This window comes from Microcoleus sp. AT8-B5, assembly GCF_036705565.1.
Taxonomy (GTDB): Bacteria; Cyanobacteriota; Cyanobacteriia; order Cyanobacteriales; family Microcoleaceae; genus Microcoleus.
In genome coordinates this window covers 1-18,710 of the sequence record NZ_JAUBUY010000061.1, presented here as the reverse complement: position 1 = coordinate 18,710, position 18,710 = coordinate 1, and the positions used below count along the sequence as shown (strand labels likewise).

Sequence of the window (18,710 nt, the reverse complement as noted above, 5' to 3'; positions counted from 1 at the left end):
TAACTGCTTCCTGTGGCAATAAACCTGGTTTCTGACACTCTGTGCCTCCAGGAATATAAAAGTTTGAGCAAAATAAATCATTTGTATCAGAAGACACGGCAACTATTGCCAGCGGGGTAGCGGTGGTTTAAAATCAACGAGAGCGAACAAGTGCAGGCAAATCAAGCAAGCACTGCAAACCCTAAAGGATAACTCAGAGTTCACCCAGTCACCAACCCCAGCCTAAAGGCATGGGGCAAAGAAGAGAAAGGCTCACCACCTTTTAAATCTGAGACTAAAACAGTGTCTAGCTTGCGGGTCAAGAACCCAAACTGAACTATCTGGTGGTGGTACACCGAACGACGTTACTGGATGCTTCCCTAGTCTGTAACCTCTCGAATAGTCAGTAGCGAAGGGAGATATACACACGGGCTTACCGCCACTTGCTATGCGTACAGGACAAACAGTGTCAGCCGGCAATTGTCCCGACGAAAGTACAGCACAAAAGTACACGGCATTTAGTAGTTCCAAGGCGGTAGCAAGCTTAACGGGGGACTAATCCTCCCCCCCCATTCAATTGTAAAGCCGTCCTAAAAGGACGGGGTTTCTACCCATTTTTCTGATGAAAGCACTCATCCTCTCTGGCGGTAAAGGAACACGCTTGCGTCCCCTCACCTATACGGGTGCTAAGCAGTTGGTTCCTGTAGCAAATAAGCCGATACTGTGGTACGGAATTGAAGGAATTGTGGCGGCTGGGATTACGGATATTGGGATTATTATTAGTCCCGAAACCGGGGAAGAGGTGAAGACGAAAACAGGAGATGGATCTCGCTTCGGTGCGAAAATTACTTATATCTTGCAAGCAGAGCCGGCAGGGCTCGCTCACGCGGTAAAAGTTGCCAGACCGTTTTTGGGCGATTCTCCATTTATTATGTATTTGGGAGATAACTTAATTCAGAATCAGTTAGATCCGTTTTTAGAGATTTTTAACACGCAGAAACTAGACGCTCTGATTATGCTGCGTCCCGTTTCCAATCCCTCTGCTTTCGGTGTGGCAAAAGTTGATGAGAAAGGCCGAGTTTTGCAGTTAGTAGAAAAGCCCAAGGTTCCGCCGTCCAATTTAGCACTGGTGGGGATTTACTTTTTTGCTCCTACTATCCACGAGGCGATCGATCAAATTCAACCTTCGCCCCGGGGTGAACTCGAAATTACCGATGCCATTCAACAACTCATCAATAAGGAAAAACAGGTAGAAGCCTGCAATTTAGAGGGTTGGTGGCTGGATACGGGGAAAAAAGACGATTTGCTAAGTGCAAACCAAATCATTTTAGATAGCTGTATCGTAGCTTCAACTGAATTAAAAGTAGATGCGAAAAGTCAAATTATCGGGCGAGTCCAAATAGGAGAAGGAACGGAAATCATTAATTCTACAGTTCGCGGGCCAGTGGTAATTGGGGAAAATTGCCGCATAGAAAATTGCTTTATCGGGCCTTACAGCAGTATTGCCGATCGCGTGACGATGATTGATGCTGATATCGAACACAGTGTAATATTGCAAGGGGCGAAAATAGTTGGCATTCACCAGCGAATTGTTGACAGCGTGATCGGGCAGCGAGCTCAACTCACCAATGCACCGGCTCGTCCAAAAGCTCTGCGGTTTATGATTGGTGATGACAGTCAAATTGAGTTATAGCAATCCTTGCAGGAGTCGTCAACTTTTTACCCCCCCCCAACCCTCCCCGCGGGTTCGGGGAGGGAGTAAGAAATTCACAAATGATTTAGGATTGCTATAGCTTAAATTGAGATATTGCCAATATCGGAAGCAATAATCCTGATTTAGCAAGAGATAAATTTTCTTGTGGGGAGTAGGGGTTGGGCATCCTGCCCGCCCTTGAACAGGCTTTCCGGCCTGTTCCACAATTAATTACAATGATTGAAACAGCAAAGATGCCTGTTCCATAATTAAGTCATACTAAGTTATCTAAAGGAGAGGAAAGTTTGCAGTACGAAGAAATACCAACTCAACAGATAATAGATAAATTGCGACAAACTTTGGAGCCGCGAATTGGTATTGCTGAGCTGTCGCTGTTGGGAACAGAAAATAGTGCGATCGCCCAAAATGAAGATGACGAAGATATCGCCCTTTTAAAAGCAGGTTTCGACATTTATAATATCCCCATTACCTCTTACCAAAGGCGACTCGGTTCCGCAGTCATCGTCGTTAGGAAAATAGTCCGAAAATTGCTCAGACCGGTACTCGAACGACAAGTAATTTACAATTTTGCTAATACGCGGGTCGTGCATACATTAAGCACACAATTGCAAAAATTGCAAGAAAATCAACAAACTATCTTTGAAAAAATTGAATCGGAATTCAGCAGCGAATATCCCGAAGTTACAGCACAGCTTGAGACTCAACAAAGAGCGATCGCAACTTTTCAGTCTGAAATAGAGCAAATTAAAGCAGTGCAGCAGCAACATACTGCTATTTTAGAGAAGATTACCGCTCAATTGCTCGATCGACAAAAATAAAGCATCAAAGATGACCCAAAATAATTTGGTCACAAGGCCCCAGATTTATTCGCGAGAGCAATGCTTCAATGCTTCAATCAAAAATCGAAAATTATTCAATTCCTCAATCTAAAATCCTAAATCCCAAATCGAAAATTCCTCAATCCTTCAAATTTTCAATGATTCAAATTTTCAATGATTTAATCCCAAATCGAAAATTCTTCAATCCTTAAATTCCTCAATCTAAAATCTAAAATCTAAAATCTAAAATCGAATGACTGCACTGCCCATATGCTCGTTAATTATAGTCAACTATAACGGTCTGCGCCACACGAAAGATTGCTTAAAATCTCTACAAAAACTTGCGTATCCCGAATCGCAACTTGATTTAATTGTAATTGATAATTGTTCTCAAGACGATTCCGTTAATTCCCTGCGCGAACTATTTCCCAAAGTTCGGATTTTTGTCAACTCCGCCAACAACTTTGCGAAAGCCCTCAACCTCGGCATCAGCGAAGCAAAAGGGCAATATATCGGCTTTCTAAATAACGATGCTACCCTTGACAGTCGCTGGTTAGAGATTCTTGTAAAACGGCTAGAAACTAATAAAGAAGTAGGTGCGACTAGCGGCAAATTGTTGTTTAAAGACGGGCGAATTAACAGCGCTGGTATTCAGCAATTACCTAATTTTTATTGGCAAGATGTCGGTTTTGGCGAAAAAGATGCGGGACAGTACGATACAGAACGGGAAGTCGAAGGGCTTTGTTGGGCGGCGGTGCTTTTCCGCAGGAAATGTCTGGAAGATGTGGGGCCTATAGATGAAGATTTTGTGATGTATTTTGAGGATGTAGAGTTTGCAAAACGCTGCCACAAACGCGGTTGGAAAATGCTTTATACTCCCGCCGCCATCGCCCATCACGAGTATCGGGGTTCGAGTAAAGGTAGCAAACTTACCGAGTATTTCTGCAACCGCAATCGGTTTTTGTATTTGGCAAAACATGAACCGTTGCAATTAGTCAAAGGAATTCATACTTCGGATTTTTTTACTAACAAGCAGTACGATTTGCTGTTCGAGAGTATATTTGTAGCGATTAAAAAACTGCTAGATTATCAGAAACCAGAAATCATCGAAACTGTATTGCCACAGTTGTCGGAAAAGTTGGCGGTGATTTACAGTCGGATGAAGATCGATCGCATTTTGTCTCGCTTACAGGTGGTTCGGGGCGATCGCAAAATGTCGATCGCCATTTACGATCACGGACTGCATTTTATTGGTGGCGGTCAAAAATACGTTGCTACCCTCGCCTCGCTGCTGCAAAATGAATTTGACATTACTTTTATCGCCAACAAACCAGTTGCTGTTTCCGACTTAGAATCGTGGTACGGACTCAACCTTTCAGGATGCAAAATTAAAATTATGCCCTTGGCGTTTTACGATAAACGCGGAATGCAGTGCATCGATTCCAGCATCATCGTGGAAGATATGGAAAATCCCTTTGATGAAATTGCCAGAGAAAGCAAAAACTACGATATTTTCATCAACGCGAACCAACTGGAAAAAGTTAAACCACTGTCGCCAATTTCAGTATTTTTCTGTCACTTTCCCAATACCTTCCGCAACCGTCACTTTGCTGTCGATGATTACACTTTCATTATTGTCAACAGTCAATTTACCGTCAAGTGGTTGGAAAAACGCTGGAACCTACAGCCAACTTTTCTGCTTTATCCGCCCGTGGAAATGGCAACAGTTAAAGTGCCGAAAGAAAAAATAATTTTGGCTGTGGGACAGTTTGAAGCTGGGGGAACAAAAAAGCAAATTGAACTAATTAAAGCTTTCCGCAGTTTGCTAGCGGATTATCCCGAAGATTTTCAAGGATGGCGACTAATTTTGGTTGGCAGCAGCATTCCGAAAAATCCTTATTTAAAGACTGTTCAGAACTTATTGAAGCAAGATTCAAGGGCGATCGAGCTAAAAGTCAATGCTGACTTTGATGAGGTAAAATCACTTTATGCTAGAGCAAGTATATTTTGGCACGGCTGCGGTTTGGGTGAAGTCAATCCTCAAAGATTTGAGCATTTCGGGATGGCGACTGTGGAAGCAATGCACAACTATTGTGCTCCGATTGTTTTCAACGGTGGCGGCCAACCGGAAATTGTGGAACATGGGCGATCGGGCTTTTTGTTCAATACCGTTGAGGAACTGTGCCAGCATTCACATCAACTAATTGTTAATCCCGATTTGCTAGCAGAACTTCAAGCTGGTGCACAGCAACGCAGTCAGAACTTTAGACTTGCACATTTTGAGAAAAAAGTCAATAGTTTTTTTGATATTATTCACCAAGAGTATGCTACAATTCGGCTGCCAAATCCTGCCGATATAGCTCAAATGCTCGATCGAACTTAAAGGCTAATTAAATAGTCCACCAGGGGTTAAAACCCCGGGCTCAAAGCTAAAGTCCTCTTGCATAGGACTAATATCAAAGTCGATTTTATTAGCGTTTTCTTTAGTCCGCGTAGGCGGACTTTGTATGTGTAGTCGCGACTTCCAGTCGCCGGATATCTTTCCCTAAAATCATGTCTAATTCACTGTTAATCAATTTGTCCTTCTTAACACCCGAACCAACTGGAATCGGGACTTACGCCGCTAATCTTTTCCCGCAACTGGAACCGCTAGAACCAACATTACTGACTTCCCAGCAAATTAACAATTATACTTGCTATCAAATCCCAGAAACTCTGACACCGGATCGAGGGTCAAAAGGACAAATTAACAGGCTGCTGTGGACTCAATTCAACTTACCTAAAATTTACAAAAAATTGCAGTCAAGCCTGATATTTTCGCCTATTCCCGAAGCACCTTTGTATTCCGGCTGCCGCTACATCGTCACAGTTCACGATTTAATTCCTTTGCGATTTCCCCAACGGTTTTCTCGATTAACAGCTTATTTCCGCTACTACATACCGCAGGTTTTGCGACAAGCAGAACACATTATTTGCGATTCTCAAGCAACGGCGGCAGATGTTGCTAACTTTTTTCAGATTCCCTCTAAGAAAATGACCGCCATTCCCCTAGCTTGCGATAATATTAATTTTAGATATCTCGACTTGCCCGCCAAAAATTATTTTCTTTATACCGGCAGACACGATCCTTACAAAAACTTGGAGAGATTAATTGCTGCATTTGCGAGTTTACCCGATCGCGCAAACTACGAATTGTGGCTAGCAGGGCCTCCCAATGCCTACACGCCGCAGTTGACAGCACAAGTTGAAGAATTAGGTTTACAATCTTTGGTAAAATTTCTCGGTTACGTTTCCTATTCTCAATTGCCCGTACTGATGAATCAGGCGATCGCCCTAGTTTTCCCTACACTTTGGGAAGGATTCGGCTTACCAATTTTAGAAGCAATGGCTTGCGGCACACCAGTCATCACATCCAACCTGTCATCAATGCCAGAAGTAGCCGGAGATGCCGGATTATTAGTCAATCCTTACAGCATCCCAGAAATAGCCGAAGCCATGCAAACAGTAGCCACAGATTCAAAAGTGCGATCGAACTTAAAAACTGCTAGTTTAGCCAGAACATCTCAGTTTAGTTGGCACAAAACCGGAAAAGCAACCGCCAACATCTTACAACAATATCTTTAAATCTTCCCTCTCTTCCTTTCTCCTCTCTGCGTCCTCTGCGCCCTCTGCGGTTAAATAAAAAAAATCCCACCCAAAAACCGCACTCTACATATTATCCCATGCCCAATCCCCAATCCAACCTGCTCATCAACCTCTCCTTCCTAATTTCCAAACCAACCGGCTTAGCCATCTACGCCAAAAACCTATTTCCCCACCTAAAACCCCTCAACCCAACATTACTAACAGCCGAAAAAATTCCCAATAACAACTGCTACCAAATCCCCGCCAACCTAACACCCGAACAAGGAACCAAAGGACACATCAACCGATTGCTGTGGACACAAACCCAACTCCCCAAAATTTACAAACAGCTAAAATCTAACCTGTTATTTTCCCCAATTCCCGAAGCTCCTCTATTTGCAGGTTGCCGCTATATAATTACAGTACATGACTTGATAGCGCTGCGATTTCCCCGCCGCTTCGATCCTCTGACACCTTACCACCGCTACTACATTCCCCAAGTGCTGCGGCAGGCTCAACACGTCATTTGTGACTCTGAATCAACTGCCAAAGATATCGCTAATTTTTGCAATATTCCTACTAATTTAATTACGCCAATTTTCCCCGGATACGATACCAGTTTTTTCCGTTTTTTAGACTTGCCAACAAGCAATTATTTTCTTTATATCGGCCGCCACAATCCGTATAAAAACGTGCAGCGAGTTGTAGCAGCCTTTGCTGCTTTGCATGATAATTCCGAGTACGAATTGTGGATAGCAGGTTCGGAAGACAAACGCTATACCCCGCTACTGAAGGCGCAGGTTCAAGAATTGGGATTGGCCGATCGAGTAAAATTCCTAGATTACCTCCCCGCGGCAGACTTACCCAAAGTCATCAACCAAGCGATCGCCCTGGTTTTCCCCAGTCTTTGGGAAGGATTCGGGCTCCCCGTGCTCGAAGCAATGGGGTGCGGCACTCCTGTCATCACCTCTAACCTGTCTTCAATGCCCGAAGTGGCGGGGGACGGCGCGTTATTAGTCAACCCCTACAGCGTCGAGGAAATTGCCTCTGCTATGCAAGAGCTTGCAGTCGATGCCAAAGTTCGATCGCACTTGCGGGAGCTCGGTTTGGCTAGGGCAAAACAATTTAGCTGGGAAAAAACAGGCTTGGAAACTGCTGCTATTCTCGATCGATATCTTTAACAAACAAAGGCGAATAGCCCAACACGGATTTGGACACGGATACACGGATGAGTCGGGGGGCACTCAAGGCAGGGCGGGCACTCAAGGCACCGCCCCTACAAGCCTTTTACTTATTGATACCCAACTGATCGCCGCGCTTGTACTGCTGATAAGCAGCAAAAAACAGCCCCGCCAGAGTAACAAAGATTAGACCCAGAACAATACCTGAAAGTAGCGGTTCTACCATGAGAGCTCCTCAACGTTAAGATTTAACAACCTATTTTTAATATTACCAGCACTTACACAGATGAATTTTCCCAAAAGCAGCCTTCCGTGGGTCTCAGACCTTGCTCTCCCCGCTGCGAACGATTAAGCTATGTTATGAGAAATAAATTTTCTTGTAGATACTATTTTTAATTGAACTCCTTTGAATAACCAACTTGCCAGGAATGAAATTAAAAACCCGATCGAGCGACTTGCCATATTTGCGCTAGCGGTGTTGCTTGCCATCATCTTGGCAATTATCACAATACGTCAATTTCAAGTCGCCGATCCTTACGTCAAAAGCGTCCTATCCCTCACGGGCAACCCGTTTCAGGGTTCCGCCATCTTTCAAATGAACTGTGCGGGTTGTCACATCTCCGTTTCAGACAGTCAAGTCGGGCCCAACTTGCACGGAGTTTCCGAGCGCAAATCCGAATTGGATCTGATCCGGCAAGTCACCAGCGGGCAAACCCCACCAATGCCGCAGTTTCAACCGAGTCCGCAAGAAATGGCCGACTTGCTGAAGTATCTCGAACAAATTTGACCAAAGAAGGGGAACGGAATTCGTTCCCCTTCTTTGGCTGACACTCGAAACTTTGATCGGCAGACTAAACCAGCAAGTTAAAACTCTGAGCCGATAACTGGCTCGGCTGTACGCCCGTCAGTATAGCCAAAATCTGGTCGCTGTTGGCAATTCCGATCGCCGTCGAGCCATTAGTTTCGGTTAACGACAGTTGATTGAAGTCCAAGCCTCCCACCAACTCGATCGAATCAACTCCTGCAGTGAAGTTGAAAATCGTGTCAATTCCTCCCCCCGCTGATAAGACAAAACCATCGCTGCCACTGCCACCGACGAGGGTATCGCTGCCAATGCCACCAAAGAGCAAGTTATCGCCGGTGCCACCAAAGAGCAAATCATCACCGCTGCCGCCAATTAAGGTATTGTTACCGTCGTCGCCGCAGAGAGTGTCATTGCCTTGATCGCCAAAGAGCACATCGTCGCCAGCGCCTCCCAAAATTACGTCATCGGCTTTGCCCCCGTACAATAAGTCATTGCCTTCGTCGCCAGAAATAGAGTCGTTGCCACGATTGCCATAAATCGTATCGTTACCGCGATCGCCAAAAATCAGGTCAAACCCTTTGCCACCAAAGAGAGTATCGCTATCGATGCCTCCATAGACAGTATCGTTGGCCGTATTGCCATTGATATAGTCACCGCCCCCTCGACCAAAGATCAAATCGTTGCCGCTCAACCCGAAGATAGAGTCACTGCCAGCACTACCCACGATCGTATCGTCCCCGTTAGGGCCATTGATCACATTACCCGCGGTCGGAGTACCTGGTTCAGTGGGAGTAGCTATCCTGGGGAAGTTCTCAGGGCAAACCAAATCTGTCGGTACAGGTTCCGGTGTCGGTGTCGGCGTCGGTACAGGTGCAGGCGTCGGCGTCGTTACAGGTGCAGGTGCAGGCGTCGGCGCAGGTGCAGGTGCAGGCGTCGGCGCAGGTGCAGGTGCAGGCGTCGGCGCAGGTGCAGGCGTCGGCGCAGGTGCAGGCGTCGGCGTCGGTACAGGTGGCAGTGGCACTGGCGGCGGAGTCGGCGTCGGAGTCGGAGTCGGCGTCGGAGTCGGCGTCGGCGGCGGCGGCGCTGGGAAGTTCCCGAAGTTGATGCCCGTAACAATAGCGCCTGAAGTTAGGGCGATGTCGGCAGGGTCGGGTGTGCTTTGGGTAAACCCAGTTTGGTTGACTTCCCTGACGCGGTAGGTTCCCGGCGTTAGGTTCGCGAACAGGTAGTTGCCACTGTTGTCTGTGGTAGTAGTAACAGGAGCAGGAGCAGTTCCAGCTACGACATTGGTTAACTGAATTTGGAAATTGGGTAAACCCGGTTCTCCAGCATCCTGAGTGCCATTGTTGTTGGTGTCTTGGAACTTCAGACCTCGGATCGCCCCCGGTTGGGGCAGGAAGTTGCCGAAGTCAATGCCTGTGATGTTATCCGAGGGATTAACCGTAACGGGAGCGGGGTTAGGGGTCGTCTGCGTCCAGCCGTTTTGCTGGACTTCCCTTACCTGGTAAGTACCTGCAGGTATATCTCGCAGAGTGTAGTTGCCCGCTGCATCAGTGATGGTAGTCGGTTCGCCCTGCTGAAAGATGCCATCGGGAGTGATACTGTCGAGGAATATTTGCCAGTTAGCTAGCCCCAATTCTCCGGCATCCTTAACGCCGTTGTTGTTGAGGTCATTGAATTTTTGACCGCTGATAGTGCTCGACTGGAAGTTGCCGAAGTTGATATTAGCGATATCTTGACCGCTGGTGACAGTGATGTCCGCCGGGTCGGAGGTAGTTTGCGTCCAAGTAGGCTGCAAGACTTCCCGCACCTTATAGGTTCCGGCTGACAAATCGAGGAATTTGTAGTTGCCGGTGGCATCGGTGAGGGTGTTCGGTTCCCCAGTGTCGAGAGTACCGTTATCGTTGGTATCGAGGAAGAATTGCCAGTTGGGTAGTCCTGTTTCTGCTGGCGCATCTTGGATGCCATTTGTGTTGAGGTCATTGAACTTCAGACCGCTAATCGAGTTGGGCTTGAAGTTGCCGAAGTTGTTGTTTTGGGAGTCTGTGCCGCTGGTGACGGCGATCGTAAACGCGCCGGGAACAGTAGGCCTAGCTGGGTTGACGGGGGGTACAGTTTGCGTCCAGCCGGTTTGTGGCACTTCCCGCACTGTATAAGTGCCGGCTGGCAGGTTGGTGAACTGATACTTACCGGCGACATCGGTGACGGTGGCGTTGGTGCCTGTTTCGCCTGGTATTGCATCTTGGCTGCCGCTGTCGTTGGCATCCAAGTAAATTGTCCAGCCTCCTAGCGGTGGTTCTTCTGGCCCATCTTGGATGCCATTTTTGTTGAGGTCATTAAATTTGATCCCGCTGATTTTGCCTAGTTGGAAATTGCCGAAGTTTTGAGCCGTAATGTTTGTGCCGCTGACCGGGTTAATTGGATAAAAAGTCGGGCCGGCGGTTTGTGAGAAACCATCCGGCACGTCTTCTCTCACAAAGTGCCGACCGGAGCCGACGTTGGCAAAGCTATACGTCCCAGGCGCCGCTGGCGCTGTACCGGTAACTTGAGAGGCAATTTCCGTATCACCGCTATCTAAAGTGCTGTTATCGTTAGTATCTTTGAACAAGCGAATGGTAGTGCCGTTGAGGGGGGTGTCGTCAGCAGAGAAGCTATTACCTGTGAGGTCGGTGAATTTGGTGCCGCTAACGGTGATGTTTTGGAAAATGCCGAAGTTTTGACCGGTGACGGGAGTACCGCTTTGGGCGGTAACGGGAAGTGCGGCAGCGGGGAAAGAGATAGTGGAGTTGGCTGGGGCAGTGGCTTGTATCAGGTAATTGCCGGGGCCTATATCCGCGAATGTGTAATCTCCGGCTCCCGCAGTGGTTTGTGGAGTGCCCACAACCGTATCTGTGCCGACTTCTAGCGTGTTGTTGTTGTTGGTGTCTTTGTATAAAGTTACCGTGACGCCGTTTAATGTGGTGTCGGTGGCATCTAAAACGGCGTTGCCCGCGAGATCGGTGTAGGTTTTGCCCGCGATCGATGTCAGTTGGAAATTGCCGAAGTTAGCACCCGTAACATCAGCAGTACCAGTCGTCACCGTTGGTGCTAAAGTCTGCACCCAATCGGTTTGTAACGTTTCTGCGATCGCTGTATTGGCCTTAGTATCCGTGAGAGTGTATTGGCCGAGAGTGGCAGCAACCGCAGATGTTACATTAGTCTTCGTACCTGCGGTAATAGTCCAGCCACCTAGACCTGGTTCAGTTGCCGCGGCACCTTGCAGGCTATCCCCGTTCAGGTCGTTGAATTTCTGACCCACGACCACTGGGCCGTACTCGTAAGCACCGATGTCAATATTCGGTTTGCTGACAAGAGTATTGTCAATTTTTCGAGGAAAGCCAGTACCTCGTTGGTCAAAAGCTGTAGCGCCCACTGCCGTTATTGTCGGGTCGCCCCCACCAATTGCAGGGTTGCTGCTAGTTGTGACCGGGCTGTTATCAACTAGGGCAAGGGTGAACGGGCCGGTAGTTGCACCGTTGAGTCCGGCAGAGGCTGCTGGAGCTAATACATTTGCCAAAGGAACCGTTAATGCCTGATCTGTGAAACCAGTGCTAGTGCCGAGAACCCCAATCAGGTTGTTATTTCCTGTGAATGTCCCTGTAACATCAGTGTCGGTAGTAGCAACGTTGCCAGCGACGATCGTGTTTTTGACTGTAACTGTACCGCCGTTGTTGTAAATTCCTCCGGCACTAGCAATCAGACTAGCCGGTGTGCCAACTGTGGCGGCTGTTGCAGAGTTATAAGCGATCGTGTTGTTAGTGAGGGTAGCTGTAGCACCTAAGTTGACGAAAATTGCACCACCTGCGGCTGTACCCGCACCTGCGGCAACATTACCAGCATTGCCACCCGTAACTGTGTTGCTATATAAGGTGCTGTTGGTCATGGTCAAAGTGCCACCGCCAACAAAAATCGCGCCACCTAAACCTGCACCGCCGCCGCCAGCAGTAGCACCAGCACCGCCAAAAGTGCCTCCAGCGCTTGCAATATTGCCACTACCGCCACCGCCGCCGAAGCCGCCAATGCCTCCAGCGCCGATAGCACCAAGCACCGCACCTGTACCAGAAGTACCGCCAGCACCACCGCCGCCACCAAAGGCGCCAGCACCGCCAACACCGCCATTGCCACCATTACCTGGAATACCAGTACCAGCAGGACCGCCACCGCCACCGGCACCACCACCACCGCCGCCACTACCGACAACACTACCAGCACCACCAGCACCACCAATGCCACCAGCACCACCGTTTGTGCCGCCAACACCAGTACCGCCAGTGCCGCCAATACCGCCAGTACCGCCAGCATTACCAGTACCGCCAGCCTCGCCATCTTCGCCAACCCCACCGGCAGCGCCATTACTTGGTAGACCATTTCTACCATTTCTACCATTTGTCCCTGCTGTGCCTCCAAAGACAGTAGCCAGATCCGCGCTACCACCCTTGCCACCATTCCCCGCCGCACCTGCACCGCCAACGGCAGAGTTATTAGAAAAAGTAACTCTGTCAACTGTGACTGTACCGCTGTTGATAAAAAGGGCGCCACCTAAGCCTGCGGCGCCACCACCACCGATGGTTCCTGCGTTGCCTACTGCTTTTGCGGAATCAATGGTGAGGTTTGAGATGTTAAATGTTGTGTTATCAACTACGAAGGCACGGTTGTTATTGCCGCTGATCTTGAAACCACCGCCAACAATAGTGGTGGTGTCGGTAATTCTCGGCAATTGCCCTGCGAGGGTAATATCGGCAGTGAGAGTGATCGTGTCAATGCCAGTGTTGATGTTGGCAACATTGATGGCATTTACCAGTCCGTTAAAGTCGCCAGTCCTTTGGTTCAAGTCAGCCAGTACGCCACTGTAAGCTTCCCTCGCCTCAGCCGAAAATGCTAAAGGTGTTTCTATGTTGCCCGTAGTTACTTCGAGTTCCCAGTCTCCCCCCAACGCAGCATTGCCAGTCAAGTTATCGGAAGCGGCAATATTTGCCCCCGTGAGCTGGCTCAGCCTTTGGACGAACGCCACACCTGCTTCTGTGGCGGCGACGTTGCAACCGTAAAGCAGAATTTCTGGTTTAGCTGTAATTGAAGAGTTCGAGTTTGCTTCGACTGCTGGCAAAGCAAACCATGTTTCTAAATAATTGCGGTAGCTTTCAATGTTGCACAGATTTAGTTCTGTTGCTCCCAGTTGCAAGCTGGCTGCTGCGCCGTGAGACAAAATGTGGACGGCTGCAATGTTTTTCCGCTGTTTAAGTGTTTCGGCAATTTGCTCAATGCCGTCGCGATCGGCTTTGAGAATAACAATTTCTGTATCGGAATTGACCGTTTCTGTTAAACTTTCGCAATTTTTAACTTGTGAATCCGCAAAAACTATCTGGTGTTTCCGTTCTTTATAGAGTTCCACGTTCAAATTCTCCTGGTACACGCACACATCAAATTCATATCACAAACCAACCGCAGCAGCGATCGAGCTTTTTCCGGTACGGATGAGAGTTGTTGGCGAAGCCCTCGAAGAGGATCGCTCCTAATTTCACCTAAATTGAATATTGACAAAATTTTTTTTATATGCTGCCCTGCCATAACTGAGTTAGTTTGATTGTTTAGAAGTTTTATAGGGGGATATTGTTCCGGCTGTTACAACAATGTTGGAGAAGACGTGCGCGCTGTTTATTGATATGCCAGAGATGGAGAAAAAACCAGATTTTATAAAAATTGTCAATCCAATAGTTAATTGATGGCGATCGATATTTTTTAATCAAGAGTCATCAATCACGATTATTAGCTGTAAGCTGGTGTTATTTGGTAGTTGTTCCCTGCTGAATGATCGGTATGTGCGATCCGGGAGCATCTCACCTTTGCAGCCCAGCTATAAATTGGAGTTTTGAGGCAGGAGGCAGGAGGCAGGAGGCAGAAGGAAAGAGGAAGAAGGAAGGAGCCAGAAGAAGTATTTTTACAAATATGAGATGCTCCCTGCGATCCTCTTCTGCAAGCTTCGCTAACGAACAACCGCCATTAAATTGCTTTGTAGGGAGGAATGCAACAAGTCCTCTGAGTTTTATGAAGGCTTGCATTCCTCACTAGAACCTTGATAACGGTTATTTTACAGGAAGAGATAGGCTGACTCATGACTAACATTACTTGAGACTATTAGGCTCAATAAATCGGGTCGAAAAAAATATGCGTGTCAGTCCAGAATATTAGGAATGAGAATTAAATAACTTAGAATGCGTGATGGTTCTTGTGGGATGGGCGTCCCGCCCGTCCAGAAAGGGCGGGCGGGACGCCCATCCCACTTTCAAGAGTGTAAATTATTTAATTCGCGATCCTTAGCTGATCTTCCAGGTTGGTGCGTCCCAGACTCACTAATTACCAAGTTTCTTCATCGGGATAATTGGAATTGCTCCAGATTTCCACATCTAAATCATTGAGATACATCAGAGCCGTTTCAATCTGTTTACTTGTACCGTTAAGTTCCAGATCAAACCAACCGTCATCTAAAGTTTTGACACCCAACAAAGCGGCATTAAAATTTACCGTCAAACCGTATTCAGAAATCAGGTTAGAGATTACAGGTTCCTGATGGTATTCTTTAGGAACACGAATGCGAATGCGGGTTTGAGTTGGTCTGCTGTCGCCAATCTCAGATTTGGGAATATCTGATTCTTGGGTTTTGTGAAAATTGTCGATCGGCTCAAATTGAGATTCGCTAGTGTTGTGAGCTAACATTTGGGACTCCTAATTTTTGTTTCAGTTTACATTTTGTACCAATATCTTGTAGGGTGCGTTGCTGCGAGATTTTCGAGCTTCCCACTAGATTGTCGATAGCGCCGCACCTTACTAATGAGTGGTTTGAGGGATGAGGTTCACAGCGCGCACCCTAATGACTAATGACTAATGACTAATGACTGATGACTAATGACTGATGACTAATGACTAATGACTATTCTTCAACTTCTTTAATCCTAGTTTTTCGTTCTAAAATCTCCTTAAGCACGAGAGTAACAACTGCTAAAAGACCGAGAACTACCGCAGCCGAAAATGCGGCTTGCGTCGCGTACTGCTTGTAAGCATCCTCTACAAACAAAGGCAAAGTTTGTGTTTTTTTAGCAATATTTCCCGACACCACAGAGACGGCTCCAAATTCTCCCATTGCTCTAGCATTGGTCAAAATTACTCCGTAAAGCAATCCCCAGCGAATACTGGGAAGCGTGACATTCCAGAAAATTTGCCAGTCATTTGCTCCCAAAGTTTTCGCCGCCTCTTCTTGATCTGTTCCGACTTCTTCCAAAACAGGAATTACTTCGCGGGCCACAAAAGGCAAGGTAACAAAAGCAGTCGCTAGCACCATTCCAGGGAAGGCAAAAATAACCCTGATATTTGCCGCCTCCAGCCACGGCCCGAACCATCCCAGCCGACCGTAAAGCAGTACAATCATTAAACCTGCAACTACGGGAGAGATGGCAAAAGGCACGTCTAAAAGGCTGATTAATAGCGTGCGCCCCCGAAATTTGTTGCGGCCAATTACCCAGGCTGCACACAAACCGAATACTGTATTTATTGGCACAACTATCAGAGAAATTATCAGGGTTAGTTGCGCTGCGTGAAGAAAATCTGGTGAGGTTAAATTAGAAAAAAATGGCTCAAATCCCTTTCTGAAGGCTTGATAAAAAACGTTGAGAGTGGGGATAAATAAGACAAGAGCGAGATAGCCGATCGCAATTCCGATTAAAGTTGGTTTTACCCAAGCTTTTTCCTGGCTCCGACTAGAACCTGCGGGCGGACTTTTGTAACCAGCGGGTGAATTGATATTAGTCGTCATAGCGTCTTCTCCATGCTTGTAAGAGATTAATGGCGAACAACATTGCCAGGGAAATACCTAACATGACAGTGCCGATAACTGTTGCTCCTGCATAGTCGTACTGTTCCAATCTTTGAAAAATTAATACGGGCGCGATTAAATCTTTGAACGGTATGTTAGAAGCTACAATTACAGTAGAGCCGTACTCGCCTACCGCTCGCGAAAAGCCGAGTGCTACTCCGGTTAAAATAGACGGAAATAACGGCGGTAAAACTACTCGCCAGAAGGTTTCAAATTGAGAAGCACCTAAACACCAAGCTGCTTCTTCGATCTCTTTTTCCATCTCGTTTAAAACTGGCTGTACGGTTCTAACGATAAATGGCAAGGAAATAAATATCATTGCTATACCTACGCCTAAGCGAGTAAACGATATCTTGATTCCCAAAGGTGCAAAAAACCAACCAATCCAGCCGTTATCGCTGTAAACTGTGGCGAGGGTTAAACCGGCGACGGAGGTAGGGAGCGCAAAGGGTAAATCGACGATTGCATCTATAATCCGTTTTAAGGGAAAGTCGTAGCGGACTAATACCCAGGCAATTAATGTGCCGAAGACTCCGTTAATTAATGCCGCAATTAATGCCGTAAAGAAGGTGACATCGTAGGCGGAAAGGGCGATCGGACTGGTGGCAATTTTCCAAAATTCGGCGGGGTTTGCTGTGCTGGCTTTCAGCAGCAATGCTGCAACTGGGAGCAATAGCATTAAGCTGAGGTAGCCTAGGGTTATTCCCCAAGGTAATGTGATTTTGCCGATCGCCCTTTTGATATTTTCGATCGGAGATTGAGGGTTACTGATTGCAGATGATTCAGCCATAAGTGAATAGTTTTGAGTTGGAAAGAATAATTGCGATCGGGGGCTGGTTTTACCAAAAATAATTGCCTAAAACCAATCATCTGGTAAACCCGCCCCGGCCACTACTGTCTAATTGAACCTTGAATTTTGTCAAAAATAGCTCCGTCATCGAAGAATTTCTGCTGAATATCTCCCCAACCTCCTAAGTCTTGAGCTGTAAATAGGGTTTTGATGGGGGGATATTTTTGGGCAAATTCCGGTTCCGCCGCTACTGTCGCATCTACTGGGCGGAAGCCTGCTTTGGCAAATTCTCGCTGAGCTTCTGGGCTGTACAGAAATTTGACAAATGCTTCGGCGACTTCGCGATTACCGTGTTTATCAACGTTTTTATCGATAATGGCAATGGGATTGTCGATCGACACATTCACGTCTGGAATAGTGTAAGTCGGTTTTTCGCCTTTCTCACCAGCCAAAATAACCTCGTTTTCGTAATTAATTAAGGCGTCGCCTTGGCCTTGTTTGAAAAATACGTCGGTGGCTTCGCGGGCATCTTTAGTCAGGATGGGGACGTTTTTGTAGACTTTAGTAGTCAAGTCTAATGCTTTGGTTTCGTCTCCTCCGGTTTTAACAACCGAACCCCAAAGTGCGAGGAAATTCCAGCGGGCAACGCCTGATGTTTTGGGATCGGCAGTAATCACTTTTACTCCGTCTTTGCCTAAATCTTCCCAGGTTTTGACGCCTTTGGGATTGCCTTCGCGGGTGACTATTGCTGCTACGGATTTGCTGACTATGCCTTCGTTGGGGACTTCTTTTTCCCATCCAGGCTCAATTAGTCCGGCTTTTTCGATTCTTTGAGTGTCGAAGGCGAGGGCTAGGTGTACGATGTCTGCTTCTAAACCGTCAATTACGGCGCGAGTTTGGGAACCGGAACCGCCATAGCTTTGGTTGAAGGTGACGGTTTGGCCTTTTTCTTTTTTCCATTGTTCTACGAATTTGGGAATTATGGCTTCGTGGGCGACTTTGGTGACTGCGAAGGATACTAGGGTTAATTCTACGTTGCCTTTGTTGGCTGCTGGGGTAGCACCGCCTGGAGTGCCTGCGGGGTTGTTGGTGGTTCCCTGGCTGCAGGATGCAACGGCGAGACTTAAAGTTATTCCCACTAAAAATAGCGATACAAATCTTTTCATGGCAGTAAATGATTGATTTGTGCTGGCTGATGGCTGTTTTGGCCAGTGAAGGTGTTGAGTTAGGCGTTGCCACGGGCTCATTATATTTGTTCCTCTAGTGAATGTACGGTTATTAGGTCGGAATACCGTAATTAGGGTGGTGAAGTACGATTATAGACAAGAGCGAGTCAAAAGGCAACAAAAAAAACAAATTGGGGGAACTCAGGGTCGATCGCATATCCTGAAGTCTTTTCCGTCGGTGCTTTGGATTCAGATTCGGGGTAAAATGTAAAGTGTATAAATACTCTGATTGAGTTAAGGTGCTAAACTTGCGCGGCAGCACGATACGCCTTCTAGATACGTTGACAAGCGAATTTCTTCATGTGGTATCCGCCACGTGATTTATCCGTGGAATCAATCCAAAATCTAAAATCTAAAATCCTCAAGCCCCCGAATTTATCTCGCGCAAGTCAATCTAAAATCTAAAATCTAAAATCTAAAATCGAATGACCGATCGCCCAAATGTAGGGATCATGCCAAGATCCCACGCCCCATCGAGATATGCCTGAGCGAAAGCATCCAGGATACCCGCCACGTGATTCATCCGTCCAGAAATAAAAAACCTGTATCCGATAAACTTGCTCCCGAATTTATCCGTGGGGTCATGCTTCAATTCTAAAATCTAAAATCTAAAATCTAAAATCTAAAATCTAAAATCTAAAATCTAAAATCTAAAATCTAAAATCTAAAA

12 protein-coding genes are annotated in these 18,710 nt (G+C 46.9%); 6 read left to right on the top strand and 6 right to left on the bottom strand.

The genetic code is table 11. The features are described from left to right. The first annotated feature begins 601 nt into the window (after positions 1-601). From QUB39_RS26885 to QUB39_RS26865, 5 genes are all read left to right on the top strand, one after another. Positions 602-1,672: a glucose-1-phosphate thymidylyltransferase gene (locus QUB39_RS26885; RefSeq protein WP_333209822.1), complete on the top strand. Its 1,071-nt coding sequence runs from the start codon at positions 602-604 to the stop codon at positions 1,670-1,672. A gap of 305 nt (positions 1,673-1,977) precedes the next feature. Next, entirely contained in the window at positions 1,978-2,511 is a 534-nt protein-coding gene (locus QUB39_RS26880) for a hypothetical protein (RefSeq protein ID WP_333209820.1), read from the top strand. A gap of 253 nt (positions 2,512-2,764) precedes the next feature. Next, positions 2,765-4,894, top strand: coding sequence for a glycosyltransferase (locus QUB39_RS26875; RefSeq protein WP_333209819.1), 2,130 nt, complete (start codon positions 2,765-2,767; stop codon positions 4,892-4,894). 170 nt (positions 4,895-5,064) lie between these two features. Continuing rightward, complete coding sequence (locus QUB39_RS26870; RefSeq protein WP_333057944.1) at positions 5,065-6,135, top strand: glycosyltransferase family 1 protein; 1,071 nt, start codon at positions 5,065-5,067, stop codon at positions 6,133-6,135. Positions 6,136-6,233: 98 nt separating this feature from the next. Beyond that, on the top strand, positions 6,234-7,316 hold the full coding sequence (locus QUB39_RS26865; protein ID WP_333057943.1) for a glycosyltransferase family 1 protein: 1,083 nt from the start codon (positions 6,234-6,236) through the stop codon (positions 7,314-7,316). A gap of 106 nt (positions 7,317-7,422) precedes the next feature. Here QUB39_RS26865 and petG read toward each other — a convergent pair whose 3' ends face one another. Beyond that, positions 7,423-7,542, bottom strand: coding sequence for a cytochrome b6-f complex subunit V (gene petG / locus QUB39_RS26860; protein ID WP_006632329.1), 120 nt, complete (start codon positions 7,540-7,542; stop codon positions 7,423-7,425). Positions 7,543-7,722: 180 nt separating this feature from the next. Here petG and QUB39_RS26855 point away from each other — a divergent pair, with 180 nt between their 5' ends. Further along, a complete protein-coding gene (locus QUB39_RS26855; RefSeq protein WP_333057942.1) occupies positions 7,723-8,103 on the top strand; it encodes a cytochrome c in 381 nt (126 codons plus the stop codon). Between the two features lie 64 nt (positions 8,104-8,167). Here the strand turns inward: QUB39_RS26855 and QUB39_RS26850 are convergent, their stop codons facing one another. The 5 genes from QUB39_RS26850 to QUB39_RS26830 form a co-directional block, all read right to left on the bottom strand. Next, positions 8,168-13,549, bottom strand: a complete 5,382-nt coding sequence (locus QUB39_RS26850) for a DUF4347 domain-containing protein (RefSeq protein ID WP_333485196.1) — start codon at positions 13,547-13,549, stop codon at positions 8,168-8,170. Positions 13,550-14,511: 962 nt separating this feature from the next. Then, on the bottom strand, positions 14,512-14,871 hold the full coding sequence (locus QUB39_RS26845) for an NIL domain-containing protein (protein ID WP_333231441.1): 360 nt from the start codon (positions 14,869-14,871) through the stop codon (positions 14,512-14,514). Between the two features lie 214 nt (positions 14,872-15,085). Continuing rightward, positions 15,086-15,964, bottom strand: a complete 879-nt coding sequence (cysW, locus tag QUB39_RS26840) for a sulfate ABC transporter permease subunit CysW (RefSeq protein WP_333057939.1) — start codon at positions 15,962-15,964, stop codon at positions 15,086-15,088. After that, positions 15,954-16,814: a sulfate ABC transporter permease subunit CysT gene (gene cysT / locus QUB39_RS26835; protein WP_333209815.1), complete on the bottom strand. Its 861-nt coding sequence runs from the start codon at positions 16,812-16,814 to the stop codon at positions 15,954-15,956. The genes cysW and cysT overlap by 11 nt, the downstream gene beginning before the upstream one ends. Positions 16,815-16,915: 101 nt before the next feature. Beyond that, positions 16,916-18,061 carry a sulfate ABC transporter substrate-binding protein gene (locus QUB39_RS26830; RefSeq protein WP_333314319.1) on the bottom strand — a complete coding sequence of 382 codons (1,146 nt, stop codon included), beginning with the start codon at positions 18,059-18,061 and terminating at the stop codon, positions 16,916-16,918. Positions 18,062-18,710: the final 649 nt, after the last annotated feature.